The following is a 22,691-nucleotide window of genomic DNA, read 5'->3' as shown; positions in this document are numbered from 1 at the left end:
TTTTTTGCGATTTTTTAAAAAAATTTCAGGGCTTACAATCACAGATTCTGCCGGCTTGCCACACTGCTGCGAACTAGCGCGCGCTTGAGCCTTGCCTCGGCCAATTCCAGCTCATGCTTGTCAATTCCCTTCTGGGCCAGTACCGCCTCTGCACGGGTTTTACTGCGTTCTGCACGTTCCCGGTCAATACTGTCTGCCCACTCAAAGGTTGTAGCCAGCAGACGGCATTGCCCACCGATCATACTGAGCATACCGCCCATACAGGCAGCACGACGAATCGTTCCATCCTCGGATGTGATATGCGCTTCGCCCATACCGACAGCAGTGCAGTAATCGATGTGACGTGCCATGAGTTCTACCTGGCCACAGATTGTCCGACAAGACAGGGATTTGACCTCTCCATCAAAAGCAATCCCATCCGGCGTCAGGATTTTCAGAGGGAAACTTGCCATAGGCCCGCCTCCTTACTGCTTTCCGGCTTTGGCCAGCACGTCATCGATGGTGCCTGCAAAGAGGAAGGCACTCTCCGAGATATCGTCACACTCGCCGTTCAAGATCATATTAAATCCGCGCAGTGTTTCCTTCAGCGGCACATACTGACCGGGCATACCGGTAAACTGTTCTGCCACATGGAAAGACTGAGACAAGAAGCGCTGCACCTTACGGGCACGGTTTACCGTAACCTTGTCATCTTCAGACAGCTCATCCATACCCATAATGGCAATAATATCCTGCAGGTCTTTGTAGCGCTGCAGAACCTGCTGCACCGCTCGGGCTGTCTGGTAATGTTCCTGGCCAACCACTTCCGGCGAAAGAATACGGGAAGTAGAATCCAGTGGGTCAACGGCAGGATAAATACCCTGAGACGCAATATCACGGCTCAGGACCGTTGTTGCATCCAAATGGGTAAAGGTTGTAGCAGGCGCCGGGTCTGTCAAGTCGTCAGCAGGAACATAGACCGCCTGCACCGAGGTAATGGAACCTTTACGGGTAGAGGTGATACGCTCCTGCAACGCACCCATTTCGGTGGCCAACGTAGGCTGGTAACCAACCGCAGAAGGCATACGTCCCAGAAGTGCAGAAACTTCGGAACCGGCCTGGGTAAAGCGGAAAATATTGTCGATGAAAAGAAGCACGTCCTGATGTTTGACATCGCGGAAATACTCCGCCATGGTCAGCCCCGACAGGGCCACACGCATACGAGCTCCCGGCGGTTCATTCATCTGGCCATAAACCAAAGCGGTCTTATTGATAACACCGCTCTCGCGCATTTCACCGTAAAGGTCGTTCCCTTCACGAGTACGCTCTCCGACACCGGTAAATACCGAGTAACCATTATGCGCGGTAGCGATATTGTAAATCAGTTCCTGAATCAGAACCGTTTTACCGACACCGGCACCACCAAACAAGCCGATTTTACCGCCCTTGGCGTACGGGCAGATCAAGTCGACAACTTTGATACCGGTCTCCAGAATTTCCGTGGAGGATTCCTGCTCATCAAAGGTAGGCGCAGGACGGTGAATCGGCCAACGCTCCAGATTTTCCGGCGCAGGCTGTTCATCCACAGGCTCGCCCAGCAGATTGAACACACGCCCCAGGCACTCTTCGCCAACGGGGACGGTGATGGGACCGCCGGTATCCACGGCTTCTGTGCCGCGCACCAGACCGTCGGTAGCGGCCATGGCAATGCAGCGAGCCACATTATCGCCAATATGCTGTGCAACTTCTACCACCAGCGTTTTGCCGTGGTTTTGCAGTTCCACCGCATTCAGCAAGGCAGGCAGTTCGCCGTCCGCAAACCGAATATCCAGTACGGGGCCGGTAACTTGCACAACCTTACCGATGTGTTTTTCTGGCATAGCACACACTCCTTTGTGAGCTTCTTAAGATTCTGCGTCGGCACCGGCAACGATCTCCGTGATTTCCTGGGTGATCGCTGCCTGGCGGGCGCGGTTATAATAAAGATTCAAATGTTCGATCATTTCGCCGGCGTTCTTGGTCGCAGCGTCCATCGCGGTACGTCGAGCTCCCTGCTCACTGGCGACACTTTCGCACAGTGCCCCATATACAACACCAGCCAAATATTCCGGGATAATGGTGTCAAATACCGTAGCAGCATCCGGCTCATAGAGCATCAGCGATTGCCGTTTTTTGGCATCCGTCGGGGCGTTGAAAGGAAGAACCTGTAACACAGTAGCGGTTTGGGTCAACATAGAGACAAACTGCGTAAAGCAAAGCCGAATCTCGTCAAATTTCCCTTCCAGAAATTTCTGGCAAACAATCTTCGAGATTTCAAAGCTATCACTGACAGATAAGTCCCCGGCCTCGGCAAACGCCTGCGTAACCATGGGTACTTTATGGCGCGCAAAATACTCTACAGCTTTTTTGCCGATGGGCAGTACTTCGTAGTCCTGTCCTTCAGCATCCGCTTGCACAGCTTTCAAAATATTGGCGTTATAACCACCTGCCAGACCGCGGTCACCCGCAATCACAATATACAGCCTGCGGTGGGTATCTCGCTTGGCAAGATACGGGCTGTCAAAGTGATCCTGCGTTGCCGCAATGTCAAACAAAGTCTCATAGAGTGTTTCAAAATACGGGCGGCTGTGCTCCACCCGTTCCTTGGCACGCCGCAGCTTGCTGGACGCCACCAATTCCATGGCTTTGGTGATCTGCATCGTACTCTCTACGCTTTTTATGCGCAGTTTGATTTCTTTCATCGAGCCAGCCACCAACGCCACCCCCTTTACGACTTAGTTTTCTTTCTGGAATTTCGCGGTAAACGCTTCCAAAACAGCTTTCAGTTTTTCCTCTGTATCTGCTTTCAGGTCGCCTGTTGTGCGGATCTGTTCCATCACATCCACCGCTTCGGCATTTTCATCCAGATACCGGTACAGTTCCCGCTCATAAGAAGAAATGGAAGGAACTTCGATTTCTTTCAGATAACCGTGTACCGTTGCGTACAGAATCGCCACCTGCTTTTCGACGGGCACAGGGCTGTTGCGGTCCTGTTTCAGAACTTCTACAATGCGCTCGCCTTGTGCCAGACGTGCTTTGGTATCCGCGTCCAGGTCAGAGCCAAATTGTGCAAAGCCCTGCAGCTCACGGTACTGGGAATAAATCAACTTCAGAGTACCGGCCACCTTTTTCATCGCCTTGATCTGAGCATTGCCGCCCACGCGCGATACCGAAATACCGGGGTTTACAGCCGGACGGATACCGGCATGGAAAAGCTCTGTTTCCAGGAAGATCTGACCGTCTGTAATGGAAATCACGTTGGTGGGAATATAGGCCGCCACGTCACCGGCCTGGGTTTCAATAATCGGCAAAGCGGTCAAGGAACCACCGCCTTTTTCATCGCTGAGTTTGGCGGCACGTTCCAGCAGGCGGCTATGCAGATAGAATACGTCACCGGGATAGGCTTCACGTCCGGGAGGACGGCGGATCAGCAAAGAAAGCGCACGATAGGCCACCGCATGCTTGGAAAGATCATCATAAATGATCAGAACATGCTTGCCCTTTTGCATGAAATATTCACCCATAGCACAACCGGCATAGGGCGCAATATACTGCAGCGGAGACAATTCCGAAGCCGTAGCGCAAACCACCGTTGTGTACGCCATAGCGCCGTTCTTTTCGAGATTTTCTACCAAAGAGGCCACGGTGGAACGTTTCTGACCGATGGCCACATAGATACAGAGAACGTCCTTTCCCTTCTGGTTGATGATCGTATCGGTTGCAATCACCGTCTTGCCGGTCTGCCGGTCACCAATAATCAACTCACGCTGACCGCGGCCGATGGGAATCATCGAGTCAATTGCCTTAATGCCGGTCTGCAGCGGCTGCTTAACAGGCTGGCGATCAATAATACCGGGGGCCGGAGATTCAATGGCACGGTAGTCGGCGGCCTCAATGGGGCCTTTTCCATCAATAGGCTGTCCCAGTGCATTCACGACACGACCAATCATGCCTTCGCCAACGGGGACGGAGACTACTTTACCGGTACGGCGGATGCTGCCGCCTTCTTTGATATCGCTGTCATCGCCCAGCAGAACAATGGAAACACTGTTTTCTTCCAGGTTCTGGGCCATACCGTAGGTACCGCTTTCAAACTGCACCAGCTCACCGGCCATGCAATTATCCAGACCGGAAGCACGGGCAATGCCGTCGCCCACCATCGTGACGGTACCGGTTTCGGACTGTTCGATGGCGTTCTGATAATATTTAATCTGCGAGCGAATGATGCGGGAGATTTGTTCGGGTTTCAGTTGCACGTTTTGGTTCACCACTCAATCTATAAAATGGGGTGTTCGTCGTTATAATACCACATTGGCAATATCGTCACGAAGCAATTCCAGCCGGCGCAGTACAGTACCATCCAGGCGCTCGCCTGCCAGATCCAGACGCAACCCGCCCAGTATGGAAGGGTCCACTTTTTCCGTCAGGCTGATTGTCTTTCCGGTTTTTGCCTGCAACTTTGCAAGCAGGTTTGCACGTTCTTCAGCCGTCAGCGGTACTGCAGAAGTAACGGTTGCTTCCAGAATACCATGATCCTCATTATACCGTTCCCGGTATGCATCCAGGCATCCGGTCAGTTCCCCCAGCAGGTCTTCCTCGCACAAAATTTTGAGGAAATTGACTACATAAGGGTGCATTCCTTCAAAAGCTTTATCCAGAAGCTCGCAACGTTCCCGTTTGGGAATGCTGGGAATTTGCAGCAGCCGCAGGTATTCCGGTTCCTGTTTGCAGCTGGATTCTGCCAGTGCCAATTCCTGCAGGATGGATTCCGTCAGTGATTCTTCGGCTGCCAGTTCATACAGGCTGCCGCCATAACGCTTGGCCAGTTCGGTCATGAGGCATCCCCCACATTCCGGATAAATTCATCGATCAGAGCCTGATGGTCAGCTTTATTGATCTCACGCTCGACCACTTTGCTGGCAATCTCTACAGCAATTCCGCCGATTTCGTTCTTGAGATCGTTTACCGCCTTTTTTCGTTCCTGTGCCATTTCGGCTTCTGCTGCTGTACGCAGTGCCTGTGCTTCGGAACGGGCTGCATTCACGATTTCTTCTTCACGTTTTTGCGCACGAACCGTTGCTTCCCGCAGCATGCTGTCCTGTTCAGCCTTAATGTCCTTGAGGTGCTGCTGGTATTCCTGTTCCAGCTGGGCAGCCTTTTGCTTTGCTTCTGCCGCATCGGCATACATATCGTCGATTTCCTTCTGCCGGTCATCAATCATCTGCTTGACCGGCTTGAACAGGAAATGGCGCAGCACCGCAAAGGTGATGAGCATATTGCAGAAAGTAAAAAGCGCAGTCCACGGGTTGACGCCGACGAAGCTTTCAAATCCCGTCATAGGTCATCCCTCCTTTCGAGTACTTCGCTTCCCAATCAGAACACGAAGAGAAGAAGCAGAGAGATAACCAGAGAGTAAATACCGGTAGACTCGGTAATGGCACAGCCCAAAATCATGTTGGTACGCAGAACGTTGGTCATTTCGGGCTGGCGAGACATACCTTCCAGCGCTTTGCCAACGGCATTACCTTCACCGATAGCCGGGCCAATAGCTCCAAATCCGATCGCGATGCCAGCGCCGATCGCGCAGGCGGCTTTTACGATTGCTGCTTCCATAGGGGTTCCTCCTATAATAAAATACAAAATCAGGCTTCTTCCGGCGGCGGGCAGGCATTGCCTACATAAACCATCGTCAGCAAACTAAAGACGAGGGCTTGTACCCCGCCGGAAAAAACGTCAAAATACAGGCTCAGAATACCGGGAATACCGACTTCCAGATACGGAACGCCGCTGAGTCCCAGCAGAGCCAGAATACCGGTGGCTATGAATACCACACCGAAGATTTTTCTGGCCATTTTCTTCTCACGCAAACCGCTTACCAGCAGTGCTATGCCGATGACCAGAACCACCGCAGAAACAACGATGTTCTTTCCAACCAGACCCAGGAGCGCTGCCGAAACGGTAGCCAGTGCTGAATAAACGAGGCTGGTCAAAACACTGCCGCCCGCAATGTTGCCAAAATGACGGAATGCCATAGAGATTGGCTGTGCAATCTCAGATACCAAGTTCATGGGAGTCATGACGACAATGGGTTTGGTGAAGCCTTTAAGCCACCCCAGGAAACCATTCGCTTTGATTGAGCATCCCCAGCACAAGAAACTGGTCATCAAAGCCCAGGTCACCGTGGTGGAGAGATCTGCGGTAGCGGAACGGAAGATTCCCGTCATACCGATATACGAACCACAAATGGATGAGAGGAACAACGCGCCAATATAGGGTGTCCAATACGCATTATGTTTGCCCATGGTATCTTCCACCATACCGTACAGCATGGATACACCTTTTTCGACCAGAACCTGGCGGCGGGATGGGCGCTTTTGAAGATTGCGTCCCAGCAAGATTCCGGCCACGCACAAGCAAACCATTACCACAAAGGACGAAACAATCGTCTGAGTAATGGGAATTCCGCCAAAAATCGGTATGGTAAAATAGATTTTCGGACCATTCATACGGTTGCATCACCGCCTTTATCGTCTTTGCGGAAAAACTCCACAAGTTTCAGCACCACCTGTGCCATAAGAAGCGGCAAAAGCGCCGCAATCGGGTCACAGAGTTTGGCGCGGAACAGCAGAATATAAACGGCCGCCAGAACCAGAAGCCGGATCACGCCGGACGCCTGGATGGAAAGCTGTGCCCGCTGCGGGTCGTTATCCCGTGCAGCACGGTCTACAGCGTTGGAAACCGTAATGCTTAAAGATGCGAAGTTACCAATTGCCAAAATCCATCCGGCAATTGCGCCTAGGATTACTTCACGGGTTAGCATTCCCAGCAATGCATAAACCGCCAGCATGGCAACCACGCAAACAGCCAGACCTGCCGCCAACCGGCCGATCTGGTGTAGGATTTCTCTCCGCTTTTGCATCGGCGAGGTTACCCCTTTCTTATCCATGATGATTGAATGAAACAGGCGGTGTTTTTTTCTCAGAACGATCCCTGCCCTGTCGTTCAATCGCTTTTAGCGAGTAGCGCATACTGCTCACTGCTCCCAGTATGCCCAAAATCACACCTGCAGCCACAACCCAGCTTCCTAACGAGAATGTTTTTTGCAGCCACAAAGCTGCCCCCACAAAAAGGATCGGCGGAACACAGATGGAAAGTCCGAACTGTGTCAGCCATACAAGATGCCGGGTGATATCATAAAGGTCTTTCATGGCACCTCCCTGCGCCAAAGCCGCTCAATGGCTATAGTATACACCTACGCCTTCAAATTTTCAACAATTTCTTTCGTCTGTGTATTATTATTTTTGTGTATTATTTACGAATTTGATTGGTATTCTTCGCAACTGAATCAAATTTTGCACGCTTGTTTATTGTACTGTAGAACGTTAAGTGTCACACCTAAACCATAGCGTTTTTTGTATGCTTTCCAGACCGCTTTAATGGCTCTGACTCGGTGATTTCCAATATCTGGTTATTTTCTTGTTTGCCTATATCTGTAAAAAATTATCCAAATAAAAAAAGAAAGGGACATCCAATGGATATCCCTTTCCTTTTCTGTAAGAAATTTATTTTTTATTTTTGGACCCGAACCGGTATTCCGTTCCATTTTTCAAGCGCTCAATATTGGCCCGATGCAACCAGATCACCATGGTTCCCATAATAACGCAGCACAGAGTATTGAAAATAACGGTGGGCGTATTGGCTCCCAGAACAATCCAATATACCAGACTGACTACCGGGAACAGCGCTGCCACAATGATACTACCCAAAGACACGATACGCGAAAAGACAAACTGAATAAGGAATACAAGCAGCAAAATGCCACAGACAACAGGACTGATAGACAGCGCTGCACCGGCTCCCACCAGTACGCATTTACCGCCTTTAAAACCGAAGTACAACGGTCGACTATGACCAATCATACAGAAAATAGCTGCCAGGTAAGCCCCGCAAACCGGTGCCAGTAAAGCATCTGTTCCAATCAAGGAAGCAAAAAGAGCCCGGCCGATCCCGGCTGCCGCAACACTTTTGCCCACATCACCCAGAATGGTAAAAAAGGCCGGCAGTTTACCATAGGTGCGCAGGACGTTGGTCATACCCGCGTTACCACTGCCATGGGTACGAACGTCTTCGTTGAACATGGCTTTGGAAATCAGCACACCGAACAGAATACTGCCCAGCAAGTAACCGGCCAAAGCCGTTAGAACACATGCCGCAATAACATGAAGTACCATGATTCCTTACACCTTTCCTGCTTTTACCGAACCGTCTCCGTGTTCCCGTGTGATCATACGAACAGGCGTTCCCGTCAAGCCAAACGTTTCCCGGATCTGATTCTCCAGGTAACGCTGGTAGGAGAAGTGGAACAAAGCCTTCTGGTTGACGAAGCAAACAAATGTCGGCGGGCGGGTGGAAGTCTGCGTAATATAGAACACCTTCAAGCGCTTACCCTTATCGGAAGGCGGCTGAACCTTGGCGGTTGCCCGGGCCAGCATTTCGTTCAAAGCGCCGGTGGGGATACGCGTTCCGTTCTGAATATCCACATAGTGGATCGTTTCAAACAGTTTATCTACCCGCTGGCCCGTCTTGGCGCTGATAAAGACAATCGGCGCATAGGACATGAAACTGAAATCTTCTTCCAGTTGTTTACGCATAGAATCCATGGTGTAACTGTCTTTCTCGACAGCATCCCATTTGTTGACCGCGATGATGCAGGCTTTTCCCTGCTCATGAGCGTAACCTGCCACCTTGGAATCCTGCTCGGTGAATCCCACCGTGGCATCAATCATAATGACGCAAACACGGCTGCGCTCTACCGCCGCAAGGCTGCGCAGCACACTGTAACGCTCCACACCGCTTTCAACCTTACCTTTTTTGCGCAGACCGGCTGTATCGGTGAAGATAAACTTGCCGTACTTATTCTCCACCAGGGTGTCAATGGCATCCCGGGTGGTACCCGCTTCATTGGCCACAATCAGGCGGTTCTCGCCAAGGATGTGGTTGATCAGGCTGGATTTGCCCACGTTGGGACGACCGATCACCGCTACCGTAATGCGGTCATCACCGTCTTCGTCTTCCTGAGTAAAGTTCAGATGTGCACATACGGCATCCAGCAAATCGCCGGTACCATGACCGTGTACACCGGAAACCGGAATAATCTCGCCCAAGCCCAAGGAGTAGAAATCGTAGAGTTCCATCGGCGGTTCGCCGATTTTATCACACTTATTGACCGCCAACACCACAGGTTTGCCGCTGCGCATCAGCATACCGGCAATGTCCTGATCCTGGGGCGTGACCCCATTGGTCAATTCGGTAACCATAACGATGCAATCCGCCGAATCAATGGCAATCTGTGCCTGTTCGCGCATATGTGCCAGCAGGCCGTCATCAATCCGCGGCTCGATACCACCGGTATCGACCAGCAAAAATTTGTTGCCGCACCATTCACAATCACAAAAAATGCGATCGCGGGTCACGCCCGGCGTGTCCTCCACGATGGCAAGGCGCTGGCCGGTCAGTTTATTGAAAATCGTAGACTTGCCCACGTTGGGACGCCCAACGATAGCAACGATCGGTTTTGCCATGTCCACCCCTCCTTAATTAGGTCCTCTCTTGATTCTTCGGATGCGCTTGTGCGCGCTTAAACAGGCTTTACAACAACCACCGCCATCCGTTGGGATGGTCATAGTACGGCACCCCAACGCTTCCGAAAGCTGGGGCAGCGTAATGTCGTCCAGAAAGCGATCTTTTTCATCCCGCAGCATTACTTCCGGTACAGCCAGCAGGTCGCTCTTCAGGTTCCCTTTGCATTGTTTGATGATATCGGTTCCCGTCACAAGCCCCGCCACGCTGACGTTGCCGCCAAAATAGTCGTTGCGAATCTGATGTACGGTAATTTTTACCTGCGGGTATTTTTGCATCAAAGCTCTGGCCGATTGCTCAATGAGTGGTCCTGCCAGTGTTCCGGTAACAACATCCATACTGTGAGGCAGCACAAGACCGCGATAATTTTCCAGTTCTTCCAGGAATGTATCGTGATAAAGGCGCCACATTCCTACGCCATCTTCCAGCTGGGCAAACTCATCGTAGAAATCTGCATCCGGCAGTTCCCGTTCCGCTGTCAAATACCATTCGTCGCTGGGATATACAATGCTGCGGCCATATTTCTCCCGGCAGCGATAGCTGTATTCTTCCAGAATAGCCAGCGTTTCGGCAGCAGATTCCTTATCATAGGGCTGCAATTTGTACAGCCCTTTTCTATAATCCGTCACACCAGCCGGAACCACCGCAATGCTGCCGACCTGCGGCCGGAGCGCCAACAGATCATCCAGTGTACGGCGCAATTCATCTCCGTCATTGATGCCGCGACACAAAACCAACTGGCAGTTCAGATCAATGCCGCCGGCGGCCAGTTTTGGCAGATACTGCAAAACTTCCCCGCCCCGTTTATTGGCCAGCATTCGAATACGAAGCTGTGGGTTGGTGGTATGCACCGACACAAAAATGGGGCTGATGTGCATTTCGATGATACGATCGATTTCCCGATCACTCAGATTGGTCAGCGTAATATAATTGCCGAACAAAAAGGAAAGGCGCTCATCGTCATCCTTAAAATAAAGCGGTTCCCGCATACCGGGCGGCAACTGGTCGATAAAGCAGAACATGCAGTGATTGGAACAGCTGTGTTTTTCATCGCCCAGATAAGTTTTGAAATTGCATCCCAGCGGCTCGTATTCGCCTTTTTCTACCGCTATCGTGCGATGCTGTTCATGCTCGCACACTTCTAAAGAAAAACGGGCCGGAGTCGTGTAAAACTGATAATCCAGTGCATCACGCAAAGGATGTCCGCCGACCGAAAGCAGCGCGCAGCCTTCCGAAATGCCCAGCCGCTGGGCCGGAGAATCCGTATCGACCGAAGTAACATACAAGGCCATGGTCCCGGCCCTCCTCTCTTAAAAACGGCAGTAACAAAAATGGGGAAGGCAACGCCCTCCCCTAGCAAGAAACTTACGCTTCCTTCTTGATGACTTCCTGGCCTTTGTAGTAGCCACACTTGCCGCAAACCTTATGGGGAACCTTCAGTTCGCCACACTGCGGGCACTTCACCAGCGTCGGCGCCTCCAGTTTCCAGACATTAGAGCGACGTTTGTCGCGGCGGGCTTGAGAATGCTTTCTCTTGGGTACGATAGCCATAATCGGACACCTCCTTGGTGAAATTCAACTGAGCAGTTGTTTTAATATGCTAAGCCGTGCATCTACAGGGGCAGCAGAATCTGCCGGTTGGCAGGTACATCCTGCCGCCTTCTTCTTGCCGCAGATGGGGCATAGGCCTTGGCAATCGGCGCTGCAAAGCAGTACCGGGGGGACCTCGAAAATCAGTTCCTGAAAAACCAGCTCTTCAAGATCCAAACAGCCTTTTTCCTGACAAGGCAATTCGAAATCGGGATCTTCCACATCACGCATCCGAACCCAATATTCCCTTTGGAACTTATAGTCCTTATGGATTGGTTCCAGGCAACGCGCACATTCGGCATCAATTTGCGCCTTTACACACAAGAGCAACGCCGCGCCATCATCGGTGGGCGTTGCCGAAAAGTCACATTCTGCCGGGGCGGCCAGTCTAAAACCGCCAAAGTCTGCCTGCGAAAGATCTGCCAGAAAATGTGCGTTATAAGGCACTCTGGCGTTTTCCAGAAAGGATTGCAGATCAAATTGCATAGTACACCTCAAAAGGTTGCTTAAATAGTATACACAAGTGAAGTAGGCTTGTCAACAAGAAAACCGCAAAAAGTTGCGATTTTTTTCACTTTTTTCGTAAAAAACAGGGCGGGAAAGCCCCTTCCCGCCCTGTAATGTTTATCGGATTGCCGCTTTTTCTCAGATCACGTACTTTTTCAGATCGGCAGGCAGCTCGTCCGCATTCGCAGAAACCGTAACCACGACTTCGATATTGCTGGTGATCTTGTCGATGGCTTTCAGAACCTTATCGGCAGCTTCCAGATCGTGATCGATGATCCGCAGGATACCGTCAATGAACAGCTCGGTAATATCGTAGTTGCCGGCCAGCACACCAGCCACAAAGCCGTACAGCATATCAGCGCCCACAACGCCGTATTCGTCAACGTCCACCAGACGGGCCGCGTGGTTGATCTCGGTGGTGAGCTTCATGCACTTTTCAATAACAACAATGTTACCGGAAGTGGTTTTGGTCGCCTTGTCGATCATGTCAATCATGGTCTTAGTCTTGCCAGAGCCTTTGGTTCCAACAATCAGTTTCAGCATAAGGGGGTACCTCCTTTATTCGTAGGCGCCTCGCGGCGCGAGTTTCCGTCAATCCTGCAGCTTCGCTTCCAGTTCAGCCTTGCGATCCTCATAGCCGGGCTTGCCGAGCAGAGCAAACATGTTCTTCTTATAGCTCTCGACACCGGGCTGATCAAACGGGTTGACGGAAAGCAAATAGCCGGATACCGCGCAAGCCTTCCAGAAGAAGTAAATCAGCTCGCCTACATCATGGGCGCTCAGGCTGTCCACTTCAATGACCCCGAGAGGCACACCGCCATCGGTATGTGCCAGAATCGTGCCTTCCATCGCCTTGCGATTGACAATGCTCATGTTCTGTTCCGCCAGGAAATTCAAACCGTCAAAGTTGCCTTCCAGGGATTCGATATAGAAGTCTTCACGGGTATTTTTGATATCCACGTAGGTTTCGAACATCACGCGGCTGCCATCCTGCAGGAACTGGCCCATCGAGTGCAGGTCAGTAGAGAAGATGCAGGACGTAGGCATCAGACCCTTCTGGTCCTTGCCCTCGCTCTCACCGAAGAGCTGCTTATACCACTCGTTCATCATGGTAAAGTCAGGCTCAAAGCAAGCCAGCGTCTCAACGCTCTTGCCCTTACGGTACAGGATATTGCGGGTCATGGCATAACGATATGCGTCGTTGTCCATGCTGCACTTGCCGAATTTCTCACGGCCATCGGCAGCACCCTGCATAAGCTCGTCAATATCAATACCGGCACAGGCAATGGGCAGCAGGCCTACCGCAGTCAGGACGGAATAGCGGCCGCCCACGTCATCGGGAACCACAAAGGTCGGCCACCCCTGCTCATTCGCCAGCTGCTTGAGGGTGCCCTTGGCACGGTCAGTGGTAGCATAGATACGCTTGTTGGCTTCTTCAGGGCCAACAGAGTCTTCCAGCAGCTTGCGCAGCACACGGAATGCCAGTGCCGTCTCGGTAGTGGTTCCGGACTTGGAAATTACGTTGATCGAGAAACGCTTACCCTTGGTCAGTTTGATGATGTCGTTGAGTGCCGTCGGAGAGATGGTGTTGCCGCAGAAATAAATCTTCAGGCCATCGTCCAGCTCATTGTGGTACAGGCCGCGGACAGCCTCCACAACCGCGCGGGCGCCCAGGTAAGAACCGCCGATACCGGCGACCAGCAGCACATCGGAATCCGAACGGATCTTCTGTGCGGCCTCTTTGATGCGGGCAAACTCTTCCTTGTCATAAGTAACAGGCAGGTCAAGCCAGCCCAAGAAATCATTGCCGAAACCAGTCTTGGTTTCCAGCTGCTTGTGGGCCAACTCGACCTGCGGATAGATTGCCTCATATTCTTCAGGACGGATGAATTTTGCAAGATGCTTGCCGTTGAATTTGACAGCCATCTTTATGCCCCTCCTTTATGTTTTGATTGTCTTCATGATACCGTTTTGTGTCGGTATTGTCAAGCAAATGTCCGATATTTTTTTCGACTTTTTCATGAACATTGCACAAATTATCCGTCGCACAAAGCAAGACTCTGTACCAAAAGCCCGAAGCAATACCCAAAACTCAACGCGTCTACGTCCTGTGCTGCTGTAATGGAAAATGTTTGCAGCTCCTCTCCCCCATTTGTGAGATGCACCGTGCCGATCTGTGCCCCCCTCTCTACCGGAGCCTGCAGCACTTCGGGAAGTTCAACGGTTAATTCCAGTGTTTTACCCTGTCCTTTCGGCATCAGGTATTTCTGGGGCGCATCATATTGCAGGGCGACCGCATCGGTGGTTCCGCGGGTAACGGGCAGCGTCGCAGGCGCATCCTCGGGCAGTTCGGCAACAGCGTTCTCATAGTTGGCAAAACCATAGTCCAGCAAAGCCGTAGCTGCTTCAAAACGTTCTTTGCCGGAAGCCGACCCCAGCACCACCGCAATCAGCCGTAAATCATCCCGCTCGGCGCTTGCCGAAATACATACCCCTGCTTTGCTGGTGGTTCCTGTTTTCAGACCCGTGATTCCGCTATAGCTTTTCAGCAGTTTATTGGTGTTTACAAGCTGTGTGGCACCATCCCGAAGGGTATCGGTCCAGATTGAACAATAGTCCCGGACTTCCGTATGATGCAATAGCATCTCCCGGCTCATGATGGCAACGTCCCTTGCACTGGAGAGATGCCCCTCCTGGTCCAGTCCGCAGGCATTTTCAAAGTGTGTCTGGGTCATTCCCAATGCGGCGGCTTTTTCATTCATTTTCTGTACAAACGCCGGCTCACTTCCGCCAACGTATTCCGCTACAGCTACAGCCGCATCGTTGGCACTGGAAACACAGATGGCCTTCAGCATGTCGTTGAGAGTCATCTGTTCCCCCGGTTCCAGCCAAATCTGACTGCCGCCCATACTGTAAGCGTGTTCACTGATAGGCACATAGTCTTCCCATGAGATTTTTCCCTCTTCCAGTGCCTCAAAAGTAAGCAGCAGCGTCATAACTTTGGTAATGGATGCAATCGGACGCTGTTCATCCGCGTTTTTTTCGTAAAGTACCGTACCGGAGTCTTCGTCGATCAGAATGGCCGCCGCACAGGGAACATCAAAATCATTCGTGCCGGCCGGCACAATGCTCTGCTTCCCGTTTTCACTTATCACCGCATCGGCTTCGGATTCCTCCTGTGCATAGGCACGCAGGATTGAAAACAACGCCAACGCCAGGCACAACAGTATCGTTACTGCCCGTTTTTTCATGCAACAACACCCCCGCTGCCAATTGACTTTGGTTAAGCCTATGCGGTGTCAATCAGTTTTAGTATTGCGCTTTGTCGTTCTATCCATTATAATAAGGGGCACGATTGAACACTTATCTACCGGAAAATTGTAAAGGAATCATCACCATGCGGGTAACATTTTACACCTTGGGTTGCAAGGTAAACCAGAACGAAACCGGCGCCTTGGCTCAGCTTTTTGAAGAAAGCGGTTACACGGTCGTTTCCAACGACGAAGGCGCAGACGTTTATGTGGTCAACAGCTGTACCGTGACCAACTTCGGAGACCAGAAAAGCCGTAAATGGCTGCGCCGGGCAAAGCGGGAGAATCCAGGAGCTGTAACGGTCTTGACCGGGTGTTACCCCCAGGCGTTTCCTGACGAAGCCGCGGCCATTGAAGAAGCTGACGTGGTTACAGGTTCCGGCAACCGGCGCGCCATTTTACATGACGTACAAAAAGTTCTGAACGGCGAAGCCGAGCGCGTAGTGGACATTCGTCCCCATGAAAAAGGCGAGCGTTTTGAAGAGCTGCCCATGGACAAGTTTGCCGAACATACCCGTGCTTTTGTCAAGGTGGAAGATGGATGCAACCGCCGCTGTGCTTATTGTGTAATTCCCCGGGCGCGCGGACCTGTACGCAGCCGCGATGAAGCCAGCATTTTGCAGGAACTGCACCGTCTGACCGAAGCCGGTTACAAGGAAATTGTTCTGACCGCGATCAGCTTGCCCAGTTACGGTACCGACAACGGGACCAGCCTGGTAGAGCTGGTGGAAAAGGCTGCTATGGTACCAGGTGTGGAGCGCCTGCGCCTGGGCAGTCTTGACCCTGACATGCTGCACGACGATGACATTCTTCGACTCTCGCGTATCGAAAAGCTCTGTCCGCAGTTTCATTTGAGTCTGCAAAGCGGTTGCGACAAAACGCTGCGCGCTATGCGCCGCCCTTATACAACGGCACAATTTGCTGAAATCGCCAATAAACTCCGCTGCGCTTTCGGCGAGGAAAACGTAAGCTTTACGACCGATGTCATTGTCGGTTTCCCAGGAGAAACCGAAGAAGATTTTGAAGCCAGCATGGCCTTTGTAACGGGTCAACGGTTCCTGAAAGTACATGTATTCCCCTATTCCCGCCGCGCCGGAACACCCGCCTATGATTTTCCTGATCAGATTCCGGAGCACGAGAAAGAAGCACGCAGCCGCCGTATGACCGCTGCGGTCGAAGCTGTACGTGCCGAGGAAGCCGCCCGCATGCAGGGCCGTGCCGCCGATGTTTTGCTGGAAACGTCTCTCTCCACCACATTGTTTACCGGATATACGAAGCAGTATCTGCCGGTGCTGGTTACCGCACCGGGGCATCAGACCGGTGACATTGTCAAAGTCCGGTTGAAGGAATGGGACGGCAAACGCAGCCGTGCAGAGTTGATTCTGTAAACTGCAACACCCGAGCAAGAAAAACTTTATAGAACCACAGGGAAAATAATTTTTATTTTCCCTGTTTTTTGTTGCCTGCCCTCTTGCCAAAGCCGGGTCTTTTTGGTAAAATTTTAACAGGAGCGGTTGTGTTCCGCCCCATCATGTTTTGGAGACATTTGGAGAAATCGGAGCAAAAGAAGGAGCAATCACAATGAGAGGTATTTACACCCCCGTTACGGATATCCGTCGCAAGGTGTTCACCGAAGTTGCACGTATGGCGTACGAAGTCAATGAAATGTCCGACTACGCACACCTGATGCGCGAACTGCCTTACAAGATCATTCCCGGCGAGGAAGGCTCTCTGCGCAGCAGCATCTTCCTGGAGAGAGCGATCATTTCGGAGCGTATTCGTCTGGCCATGGGTCTTTCCCTGCGTCCGCTGGACGAGAGCGTGCCGGCCAGCGAGGGTCTGGAGCACAGCGTCATTGCTGATAAATATTACGAGCCGCCGCTGATCAACGTGATCAAGTTCGCCTGCAACCGCTGCCCGGAAAAGATCATTAAGGTTACGGCCATGTGCCAGGGCTGCTTGGCGCATCCCTGCCAGGAAGTCTGCCCCAAGCACGCGATCAGCTTCCGCAACGGTAAGAGCCATATTGACCAGAGTCTTTGCGTCAAGTGCGGCCGCTGTGTCAACAGCTGCCCCTACAGCGCTATTGTAAAGACCGAGCGTCCCTGCTCCGCTGCCTGTGGTATGGGCGCCATTCACTCCGACCAGTATGGCCGCGCCGACATCGATTACGACAAGTGCGTATCCTGCGGTATGTGCCTTGTGAACTGCCCCTTCGGCGCGATTGTCGATAAGGGCCAGATCTTCCAGCTGGTTCAGTCCATTAAGCGCGGCGACAAGGTTATTGCTATTGTTGCTCCCGCATTCATCAACCAGTTCCCCGGCATGACCCCCTCCAAGCTGAAGGAAGGTATGCGGATGCTGGGCTTTGCCGACGTAGAGGAAGTTGCTATTGGCGCTGACCTGTGCACCATTGACGAAGCCAAGGACTTTATGGAAGAAGTTCCCTCCAAGCACCCCTTCATGGGCACTTCCTGCTGCCCCGCCTGGAGCGTCATGGCGAAGAAGCTCTTCCCTGAGTACGCCGACTGCATCAGCATGACCATGACCCCGATGGTGCTGACTGCCCGCCTGATCAAGAAAGATCATCCCGACTCCCGCATCTGCTTCGTTGGTCCCTGCTCGGCCAAGAAGCTGGAAGCCAGCCGTCGTTCTGTGCGCAGTGAGGTCGATTTTGTGTTGACCTTCGAGGAACTGATGGGCCTGTTTGAAGCGAAGGAAGTCGACTTCACTTCTCTGCAGGACAACCCGGATGATTCCTTCAACAGCGCCAGTGCTGATGCTCGTGGCTTTGCCGCTTCCGGTGGTGTTGCCCAGGCTGTCGTGAATGCCATCAAGAAGATCGATCCCGATCGTGAGGTCAAGGTTGCCAGCGCCCAGGGCTTGGCAGACTGCCGCAAGATGATGACGATGGCAAAAGCCGGCAAGTACAATGGCTATCTGCTCGAAGGTATGGCTTGCCCCGGTGGCTGCATTGCCGGTGCCGGTACGCTGGCTGATCCTGCCAAGAGCGCCGCTATGCTGAACAAGTACAAGAACGAAGCCAAGATGAAGAACGCTACGGAAACTCCGTACAAGGATTCTATCGGCTTGCTGAAGTACTAATTCCATTATAACAACATCCCCGTGCGGAATTCCGCACGGGGATGTTTTATTTATGGTATTTCATGCCGGCATTGATCGTACATGCCCGGTAAATTTGTTCCGTCAGAACCAGTCTGGCCAATTGGTGAGGCAATGTGATGCGTCCAAGGCTGATTCGTGCCTGTGCGGCTCGCTTCACGCTCTCATCCAGTCCATGCGAGGAGCCAATCACGAATGCCACGTCTCCGGCCCCGCTGCCTGCACGCTGGGCCAGCATTGTGGCCAATTCTTCACTGGAGATCTGCTTTCCCTCCACGCAAAGCGCCACCAGATAAGCACCTTTTCGCACGGAATGGAGAATACTCTCCCCTTCTTTTTGAAGTGCTTTCGCAATTTGTTTGTCGCTCGCATTTTTATCGGCAATCGCCGCTTCGGGAAGTTCTATAATACGAAAATTGCAGAAACTGCTCAGCCGCTTCTGATATTCTGCTACGCCGGCAGCAAAGTAGCTGGCATTGAGCTTACCCACACAGATCAAATCTATATTCTGCATAACGACCCTGCCTTAAAATTCCAAAAAGGGGCTGATATCGTTGCGTGTCTGGGCCTGAACGATCACGTCTTTGCCGGGCTGAATTCCGGCGGCAAGCAAAACATTGTAGACAGTAGTCAATGCCAATTCCGGAGAGTTGTTCGTTTGGCTCAAGTGACACAACGCAAACTTTTTGCAGCCCTCCTGAATCAGATCCAGAATCGCTGCTGCACAAGCTTTATTGTCCAAGTGACCGCGGTCACTGGCAATGCGCTTTTTGAGATAATAGGGATAAGGCCCGCCATGCAAACTGAACGCATCATAGTTGGCCTCCAGTGCCACAAGGTCACATCCCATGAGATTGTCCTCTACCACCGGCGTCAGTACACCCAGGTCTGTAGCAATGGCCATCTTGCGCTGATCCGGTGTAACAATGCGGTAACCGCAGCACGGCACATCGTGGCTGGTGGGAAAAGCCGTTACGCGGAAAGAGCCAACATCCAGTGTTTGCCCACCATCTACAGCCACCGCTTCCACAGCAGGAGGTAATGTACCACGGGATGCCAATGTATCCAATGTATCGGCGCTGCTGAAAACCGGGATCGGATGCTTTTTCAAAAAGGTATCCAGCCCCGCTACATGGTCAGAATGTTCATGGGTAACCAAGATGCCGGCGCAGTCACTGATGGCCAGATCCAGCTTACGTAATGCCGTCATGGTGGTACGGCAACTTTTACCCATATCGACCAGCAGGTATTCCCGGCCGTGCAGAATCAATCCGCAATTGCCGGAAGATCCCGAATACAGGGTAGTAAACAATGCCATAAAATTTTTCCTCTTTGTTCTGAAAATCCCATAAAAAGTGGGCCGCTGTTGGGCGGCCCACTGCCTATTGTTTCAAATTGCGCGGGTAATTGCGTTTGCGGGAATCTCCACACGACGGATGTCGGCACCCAACAACTGCAGTTTCTCGACAATATTTTCGTAACCACGTTCAATGTGAATGGTCTCGTCAATCTCACTCACACCATTGGCGGCCAATGCAGCCATAACCATAGCGGCGCCTGCCCGAAGATCCGTTGCGCGCAGCGGAGCGGGGCGCAATTCCTTGACGCCTTCAATCACCGCAACCTGGCCATCCACCTGAATATTCGCACCCATGTGGATTAGCTCATCCACATACCGGAAGCGATTCTCCCAGATTCCTTCCGTTACAATGGAAGTACCATCCGCCAAGGACAGCAACGCCGTCATCAAAGGCTGCATATCCGTCGGGAAGCCGGGATGCGGCATGGTTTTGACTTTCAGGGGCTTCAATGTACCGGTGCGGGTAATTCGCAGGGCATCATCATATTCCTGAATCATGCAACCCGCAGCCCGCAGTTTTGCGGTAATCGGCTCCAGATGTTTGGGAATAATGTTATGCAGTGTCACATCGCCCTTGGTGATGGCAGCCGCCACCATGTAGCTTCCGGCCTCGATCTGATCGGGAATGATGGCGTAGTTGCAGCCATGCAGCTTTTTAACGCCATGAATCTTGATCACATCCGTGCCTGCGCCATGAACGTCAGCACCCATCATATTCAGGAAATTGGCCAGGTCCACAATATGCGGTTCACGGGCCACGTTTTCCAGGACGGTCGTTCCTTCTGCCAACACAGCGGCCAGCATAGCGTTCATTGTTGCGCCTACAGAAACCGTGTCAAAAAACACATGTGCGCCAACCAACTTGTCGGCTTTAACATGGATCTGACCGTATTCAACGGAATCGTCTGCGCCAAATGCCGTAAAGGCCTTCAAATGCTGGTCAATGGGACGGGGGCCCAAATTGCACCCGCCCGGCATAGCTACCTGACCGGAGCCAAACCGTCCCAACAATGCTCCCAGGAAATAATAGCTGGCGCGCATCTGACGGGACAATTCGTTGGATACTTCGGTGCAGTCGATATGCGTTGTATCGATTTCGTAAGTGCTGCGGCTGACCATGCGGATGCTGGCGCCCAGTTCGCTAAGAATCTGGAGCGAAGCCATCACATCGCTGATGCAGGGCAGGTTTTCAATCAAACATTTATCAGCAGCTAAAATCGTGGCAGGCAAAATGGCCACAGCGGCATTTTTGGCACCGCCGATGTTCACATCGCCATGCAGCGGGGTTCCCCCGCGGATCACAAATTTTTCCAAATGTAGCTCTCCTTTGCGCAGTGTCTTGTGTAAGATCCCTCACCTAACGCAATTCACCTTTGCGCACTTTGCTTAATTATACACCATTCCACTCTATTTGAAAAGTGCTGTATCGTATAATTGCAAAAACTTTGTGAAAAAGCACCAGAGTTTAACGGTGTATAGCCACTTTTTTAAGCGGGCTTACATGTTGGGGAACAAAGTCTGGGCACTGAACAGGGCACCGTTATAGAACATTTCAAAATGACAATGGTTACCTGTGGAGTTACCGGTAGAACCAACCTCACCAATTTTGTCGCCCTGCGAAACAGCCTGACCCTGGGTTACGGAAATCGCCGACATATGTGCATACAGTGTCTTGTAACCGTTGCCATGGTCGATTTCCACGTAATTACCATAGGAGTAATGCCATCCTGCGGCAATGACTGTGCCAGAGTCCGAAGCAATGATTGTAGTACCGTAAGCAGCACAGATATCGGCACCGCGGTGGCCGCTGCTCATCCAGCGGCTTACGTAGGTGTAGTTGGGAACCGGCCAGATAAAGCTGCCAGAACCAATCTGTGCCACCATACCGCTCTTGAGTCGGGTACCGGTCACCGTGATCTCCGGCACAGCCTGTTTGGTCACATTGTAAGAAATTGCCTGACGGTCAGTAACAACACCATCGATCATGGTGATCTCATAGGTGACGTCTTCAGAACCGTCTTCGCCTTCCTGCAACGTAACCACCTTGCCGAAATCGTATTCCGAAGATTCCGAATTCTGCGTGTCAAAGGGAATGGCTACCGTTTCGGTTTCCTGACGAACCACCTTGACTTTCAGGAGCTCGGCCGATGCAGCACCGGTAATGATTTCCGTTCCGGCTTCCACTTCCTGGTCAAGCGTCAACAATTCCGGATTCATCTGCGCAAGAGAATCAAAGCTGACACCTGTGGTATCTACGATGCTTTGGACGGTATCCCCTTCCACAGCCGTGTATGTCTTGATGCCAGCTCCCTGATTCAGTTCATTGATAATGTCACTGTAGGAGCTGATGGACTCATTCAGATAAACGCCATCCAGCAGACGAATCTCGTGCGCAAAAGCCGTGTAGACAGATGGATCGTCTGTATCCTCGTAAGGTTCCTTAACGCTTTCCAGATAGGTGCGCAGATGGTCGCCTTCAGTGGTAACAAAACGCAGTTCGCCGTCAATATACACAGCGGTTGCGTCCACGATTTCATCGCTGGCCGTGCGCAAAATGGCGTTGGCAATTTCGCTTTCCGTCATGGTCTGCCCCGAAACAGCCAGGGTATATGTAGGTGAAACATCCCATTGTGTATCCGGAACGCTGGCGCCGCTCTCGATCAACATACTCTTGGCTGTGTTGATACGGGACTGCACATCATCACGCGCATTCTCAAACACCTGTTCGTTGTCCACGTAACCGACGCTTTCTCCGTTCACCTGAACGTTCAACACAAAGTGAAGATCCAAACCGTTACGAACAATAATTACCAACGCAGCGGCTGCGATTACGGGCAAAATGTAAGTGATGGCATTCCATACAATCGGGTAATATTTTTTGACACCCCGGCGGAAATACTGCAGTTTGGCTGCACGAATCTGCCCGGCGTCTTCTTCTTCCATTTCCTGCGACAGCTGTTGGATATGCCGGATGCCGGATGCCATGCGGGTGAAAGGGCTGGTCAGATCTTCCACCAGGGTGAGAATGCCCAGCACAAAAGGCCGCACAATCATCAGCAACAAATTGCCCACGGTTGCGGCAATGGCGTTCACAACGGCACGCAACTTGCGCCACGCGCATACCCCTGCATATTCGACCCAGA

24 protein-coding genes are annotated in these 22,691 nt (G+C 52.0%); 2 read left to right on the top strand and 22 right to left on the bottom strand.

The features are described 5' to 3' along the window. Nucleotides 1-38: 38 nt before the first annotated feature. The 18 genes from atpC to H6B10_RS00280 all read right to left on the bottom strand — a co-directional run bounded on the left by atpC (nt 39) and on the right by H6B10_RS00280 (nt 15,005). Complete coding sequence (atpC, locus tag H6B10_RS00365) at nt 39-452, bottom strand: ATP synthase F1 subunit epsilon (RefSeq protein ID WP_204648930.1); 414 nt, start codon at nt 450-452, stop codon at nt 39-41. Nucleotides 453-464: 12 nt separating this feature from the next. Further along, on the bottom strand, nt 465-1,859 hold the full coding sequence (gene atpD / locus H6B10_RS00360; RefSeq protein WP_204648929.1) for a F0F1 ATP synthase subunit beta: 1,395 nt from the start codon (nt 1,857-1,859) through the stop codon (nt 465-467). 24 nt (nt 1,860-1,883) lie between these two features. Then, the gene (gene atpG / locus H6B10_RS00355) at nt 1,884-2,720 is read right to left on the bottom strand and encodes an ATP synthase F1 subunit gamma (RefSeq protein WP_207751551.1); all 837 of its coding nucleotides are present in this window, start codon (nt 2,718-2,720) and stop codon (nt 1,884-1,886) included. Between the two features lie 33 nt (nt 2,721-2,753). Next, on the bottom strand, nt 2,754-4,274 hold the full coding sequence (atpA, locus tag H6B10_RS00350; protein ID WP_204648927.1) for a F0F1 ATP synthase subunit alpha: 1,521 nt from the start codon (nt 4,272-4,274) through the stop codon (nt 2,754-2,756). 42 nt (nt 4,275-4,316) lie between these two features. Further along, nucleotides 4,317-4,853: an ATP synthase F1 subunit delta gene (atpH, locus tag H6B10_RS00345; protein ID WP_204648926.1), complete on the bottom strand. Its 537-nt coding sequence runs from the start codon at nt 4,851-4,853 to the stop codon at nt 4,317-4,319. After that, nucleotides 4,850-5,356, bottom strand: a complete 507-nt coding sequence (gene atpF, locus H6B10_RS00340; protein WP_204648925.1) for a F0F1 ATP synthase subunit B — start codon at nt 5,354-5,356, stop codon at nt 4,850-4,852. The genes atpH and atpF overlap by 4 nt, the downstream gene beginning before the upstream one ends. Nucleotides 5,357-5,391: 35 nt before the next feature. Beyond that, the gene (gene atpE / locus H6B10_RS00335; protein ID WP_040917654.1) at nt 5,392-5,631 is read right to left on the bottom strand and encodes an ATP synthase F0 subunit C; all 240 of its coding nucleotides are present in this window, start codon (nt 5,629-5,631) and stop codon (nt 5,392-5,394) included. 29 nt (nt 5,632-5,660) lie between these two features. Continuing rightward, complete coding sequence (locus H6B10_RS00330; RefSeq protein ID WP_204648924.1) at nt 5,661-6,524, bottom strand: FoF1 ATP synthase subunit A; 864 nt, start codon at nt 6,522-6,524, stop codon at nt 5,661-5,663. Then, nucleotides 6,521-6,937 carry an ATP synthase subunit I gene (locus H6B10_RS00325; RefSeq protein WP_204648923.1) on the bottom strand — a complete coding sequence of 139 codons (417 nt, stop codon included), beginning with the start codon at nt 6,935-6,937 and terminating at the stop codon, nt 6,521-6,523. Before H6B10_RS00325 ends, H6B10_RS00330 begins: the two co-directional genes overlap by 4 nt. 19 nt (nt 6,938-6,956) lie before the next feature. Next, entirely contained in the window at nt 6,957-7,226 is a 270-nt protein-coding gene (locus H6B10_RS00320; RefSeq protein WP_204648922.1) for an AtpZ/AtpI family protein, read from the bottom strand. Nucleotides 7,227-7,580: 354 nt separating this feature from the next. Continuing rightward, nucleotides 7,581-8,249: a glycerol-3-phosphate 1-O-acyltransferase PlsY gene (plsY, locus tag H6B10_RS00315; protein WP_204648921.1), complete on the bottom strand. Its 669-nt coding sequence runs from the start codon at nt 8,247-8,249 to the stop codon at nt 7,581-7,583. Nucleotides 8,250-8,255: 6 nt separating this feature from the next. Beyond that, nucleotides 8,256-9,599, bottom strand: a complete 1,344-nt coding sequence (gene der, locus H6B10_RS00310) for a ribosome biogenesis GTPase Der (protein ID WP_204648920.1) — start codon at nt 9,597-9,599, stop codon at nt 8,256-8,258. Nucleotides 9,600-9,611: 12 nt separating this feature from the next. Beyond that, nucleotides 9,612-10,949 (bottom strand): DUF512 domain-containing protein, encoded by a 1,338-nt coding sequence (locus H6B10_RS00305; RefSeq protein WP_204648919.1) that lies wholly within the window; start codon nt 10,947-10,949, stop codon nt 9,612-9,614. Between the two features lie 73 nt (nt 10,950-11,022). Further along, the gene (gene rpmF, locus H6B10_RS00300) at nt 11,023-11,208 is read right to left on the bottom strand and encodes a 50S ribosomal protein L32 (protein ID WP_007046791.1); all 186 of its coding nucleotides are present in this window, start codon (nt 11,206-11,208) and stop codon (nt 11,023-11,025) included. A 24-nt stretch (nt 11,209-11,232) separates the two neighbouring features. Continuing rightward, complete coding sequence (locus H6B10_RS00295) at nt 11,233-11,733, bottom strand: YceD family protein (protein ID WP_204648918.1); 501 nt, start codon at nt 11,731-11,733, stop codon at nt 11,233-11,235. Nucleotides 11,734-11,892: 159 nt separating this feature from the next. Next, nucleotides 11,893-12,297 carry a hypothetical protein gene (locus tag H6B10_RS00290; RefSeq protein ID WP_204648917.1) on the bottom strand — a complete coding sequence of 135 codons (405 nt, stop codon included), beginning with the start codon at nt 12,295-12,297 and terminating at the stop codon, nt 11,893-11,895. A 48-nt stretch (nt 12,298-12,345) separates the two neighbouring features. Next, nucleotides 12,346-13,680: a glucose-6-phosphate isomerase gene (locus H6B10_RS00285; RefSeq protein ID WP_204648916.1), complete on the bottom strand. Its 1,335-nt coding sequence runs from the start codon at nt 13,678-13,680 to the stop codon at nt 12,346-12,348. Between the two features lie 110 nt (nt 13,681-13,790). After that, nucleotides 13,791-15,005 carry a D-alanyl-D-alanine carboxypeptidase family protein gene (locus H6B10_RS00280; RefSeq protein WP_204648915.1) on the bottom strand — a complete coding sequence of 405 codons (1,215 nt, stop codon included), beginning with the start codon at nt 15,003-15,005 and terminating at the stop codon, nt 13,791-13,793. Nucleotides 15,006-15,151: 146 nt separating this feature from the next. On the opposite strand from H6B10_RS00280, the gene mtaB reads away from it, so the two are divergent. Both mtaB and H6B10_RS00270 read left to right on the top strand, forming a co-directional pair. Then, on the top strand, nt 15,152-16,453 hold the full coding sequence (gene mtaB / locus H6B10_RS00275; protein WP_204648914.1) for a tRNA (N(6)-L-threonylcarbamoyladenosine(37)-C(2))-methylthiotransferase MtaB: 1,302 nt from the start codon (nt 15,152-15,154) through the stop codon (nt 16,451-16,453). A 193-nt stretch (nt 16,454-16,646) separates the two neighbouring features. Continuing rightward, nucleotides 16,647-18,170: a 4Fe-4S dicluster domain-containing protein gene (locus H6B10_RS00270; RefSeq protein WP_204648913.1), complete on the top strand. Its 1,524-nt coding sequence runs from the start codon at nt 16,647-16,649 to the stop codon at nt 18,168-18,170. A 46-nt stretch (nt 18,171-18,216) separates the two neighbouring features. Here H6B10_RS00270 and rlmH read toward each other — a convergent pair whose 3' ends face one another. From rlmH to H6B10_RS00250, 4 genes are all read right to left on the bottom strand, one after another. Further along, complete coding sequence (rlmH, locus tag H6B10_RS00265; RefSeq protein WP_204648912.1) at nt 18,217-18,702, bottom strand: 23S rRNA (pseudouridine(1915)-N(3))-methyltransferase RlmH; 486 nt, start codon at nt 18,700-18,702, stop codon at nt 18,217-18,219. 12 nt (nt 18,703-18,714) lie between these two features. Continuing rightward, nucleotides 18,715-19,506: an MBL fold metallo-hydrolase gene (locus tag H6B10_RS00260; protein ID WP_204648911.1), complete on the bottom strand. Its 792-nt coding sequence runs from the start codon at nt 19,504-19,506 to the stop codon at nt 18,715-18,717. A 72-nt stretch (nt 19,507-19,578) separates the two neighbouring features. Further along, nucleotides 19,579-20,862 (bottom strand): UDP-N-acetylglucosamine 1-carboxyvinyltransferase, encoded by a 1,284-nt coding sequence (locus H6B10_RS00255; protein ID WP_204648910.1) that lies wholly within the window; start codon nt 20,860-20,862, stop codon nt 19,579-19,581. A gap of 183 nt (nt 20,863-21,045) precedes the next feature. Beyond that, nucleotides 21,046-22,691: peptidoglycan DD-metalloendopeptidase family protein (locus tag H6B10_RS00250; RefSeq protein ID WP_204648909.1), on the bottom strand; the 1,646-nt coding region annotated here is incomplete at its 5' end.

Source organism: Gemmiger formicilis, from assembly GCF_016901605.1.
Classification (GTDB): domain Bacteria; phylum Bacillota; class Clostridia; order Oscillospirales; family Ruminococcaceae; genus Gemmiger; species Gemmiger formicilis_B.
This window is presented reverse-complemented; position numbering and strand designations above follow the sequence as displayed.